At 40.6% G+C, this 2,783-nt stretch carries 1 protein-coding gene; it reads left to right on the forward strand.

What is annotated here, in order from left to right; translation table 11 throughout:
- The coding region (locus tag IM515_RS09105; RefSeq protein ID WP_287633291.1) for a condensation domain-containing protein at positions 1-2,783 on the forward strand (2,783 nt) is incomplete at both ends.

Here is a 2,783-nt window from a genome sequence, read left to right on the forward strand (position 1 = left end):
ATTTAGTCGCCTACATAGTAGCTCATTATGAACGCATACCGATGATTAGTGAACTGCGTCAGTTTCTGTCCAGTAAATTGCCTTTGTATATGGTTCCTCAAGCTTTTGTTTTTCTGGAATCTTTACCCCTTACTACTAATCGTAAAGTAGATCGTCGCGCTTTACCTGCACCAGATAAGATAGGTAATCGTCGGGATCAATATGTAGCACCACGCAATGGAATTGAAGAGATGTTGGTGCAAATTTGGACAGAAATACTCAAAGTAGAGCAAGTGGGAATTTATGATAATTTCTTTGAAATTGGCGGTCATTCTCTCCTCGCAACTCAATTAGTCTCCCGGATTCGGAGTTTATTTAAAATAGAACTACCTTTGCGGAGTTTATTTGGTGCAGCGACGGTGGCCGAATTAGCGCATCTTATTGGACAATTACAGCAGCAAAATCTGACGCTAACAGTACCCCCCATTTTACCGAGAACTAAGGATACAGAACTACCTCTATCTTTTGCTCAACAGCGTTTATGGTTTTTAGATCAATTGCAACCAAATAGTGCTTTATATAATATACCGATGCTGTTGCATTTCCGAGGCAACCTCAATCAAAAGGCCTTAGAACAAAGTTTGCAAGAAATTTGCGATCGCCATGAGGTATTACGGACTAATTTTGTCACGATTGATGGACAACCGACTCAGGTTATTCAAACAACAAGGGAAACAATATCGGTCGTTGATTTACAAGATTTACCCATCCAGGAGCAAGCAGAAAAAACACAGCAATTAAAGCAAAAACAAGCCACGCAACCCTTTGATTTAGCCAAAGAGTCTTTAATCAGAATCACTTTAGTGGTGCTATCGGAGACGGAACATCTCTTGTTAGTCTGTATGCACCACATTATTAGTGATGGTTGGTCAATCGAAGTGTTGATTCACGAATTGACCAGCTTATATAATGCTTATGTGCAGAATCAACCCGTAAATTTAGCTCCCTTACCGATTCAGTATGGAGATTTTGCACTCTGGCAAAAACAATGGTTACAAGGGGATGTCCTAGAAAGTCAATTAAATTACTGGCAAAATCAACTAACAGCTGCACCCCCACTATTATCTCTTCCCACAGACCACCCTCGACCTGCGGTGCAAAGCTTTGTCGGTACTCAGCAAGAATTTTCCCTGTCCCCCAAACTTAGCCAAGCTTTGACTGAATTGAGTCGCCAACAAGGGGTGACATTATTTATGACGCTGTTGGCTGCTTTTGATGCTTTACTGTATCGTTATACAGGGTCAAGTGATATTTTGGTAGGAACTCCCATTGCTAACCGTAATCGCAGCGAAATTGAGGGGTTAATCGGCTTCTTTGTTAATACTTTAGTGATGCGGACGGATGTATCAGATAATCCGAGTTTTAGTCAGTTATTAACCCGGGTTCGGGAAGTGACAATGGATGCTTACGCACACCAAGACTTACCCTTTGAAATGTTAGTCGAAGCGTTGCAACCGGAAAGGGATTTGAGCCATACTCCCCTATTTCAAGTCGCTTTTGTCCTGCAAAATACACCCAAGTCTGAGATTGCAATGACGGGATTAACGGTGACAGATTTGCCTCCAGAAAATACCACAGCTAAGTTTGATTTAACCTTAGCTATGGTTAACACCGATGATGGCTTAAAAGGTGTCTGGGAATATAATACTGATTTGTTTGAGAGTAGCACTATTGAGCGATTGTCAGGGCATTTTCTCAACTTATTAGGGGGAATTGTGGCCAATCCTCAAGCGCAGATTTCCCAATTACCCTTACTGACAGAAAGCGAGACTAATCAGTTATTAATTGAGTGGAATAATACTCAAGTTGACTATCCTGAGTATAAGTGTATTCATCAATTATTTGAGAAACAGGTAAAACGCACACCCGACGCGGTAGCGGTGGTCTGTTCCCAGCAACAATTAACCTACAATGAATTAAATTGTCGTGCTAATCAATTAGCCCATTATTTGCGAAAATTAGGCGTAAAAGCTGATACTTTAGTCGGTATTTCCCTTGAGCGTTCCTTAGACATGATTGTGGGGTTATTAGGAATCTTAAAAGCGGGTGGTGCTTATGTTCCGATTGACCCAGATTATCCCCAAGAACGCATTAGCTTTATGCTCCAAGATACCCAGGTTAAAATAATATTAACCTGCGAATCTTTACAGACTTCCCTGCCAAATCATCAGGCTATTGTTATCTGTTTAGATAAAGATTGGCCACAAATTAATCAAGCAAGTCAGGAGAATCTTAACAGCGCGGTTTCTGCGGATAATTTAGCCTACGTTATTTATACTTCTGGTTCTACAGGAATACCTAAGGGTGTTATCGTCACTCATCAAGCAGTTAATCGACTGGTATTAAATACCAATTACATCCAGTTTACTCCTGATGACCGCGTTGTGCAAGCGTCTAATATTGCTTTTGATGCCGCTACTTTTGAAATTTGGGGGGCTTTACTTAACGGTGCTAAGATTATTATTATCGCTAAATCAGTTCTGCTCTCACCCCAAGAATTGGCACTAAGCTTAAAGGAAAATCAGATTAGTGTCTTATTTTTAACCACAGCACTTTTTAATCAGTTAGCTAATTTAGTTCCCCAAGCTTTTAGTAACTTACGCTGCTTACTATTTGGGGGTGAAGCAGTTGAACCAAAATGGGTACAAGAGGTACTAGAAAAAGGTGCGCCACAACGGTTGCTTCATGTCTATGGTCCAACGGAAAATACAACGTTTTCTTCTTGGTATTTAGTGGAAAACGTA

The sequence above is a fragment of the Microcystis sp. M44BS1 genome (assembly GCF_020244875.1).
GTDB classification, from domain to species: Bacteria; Cyanobacteriota; Cyanobacteriia; order Cyanobacteriales; family Microcystaceae; genus Microcystis; species Microcystis panniformis.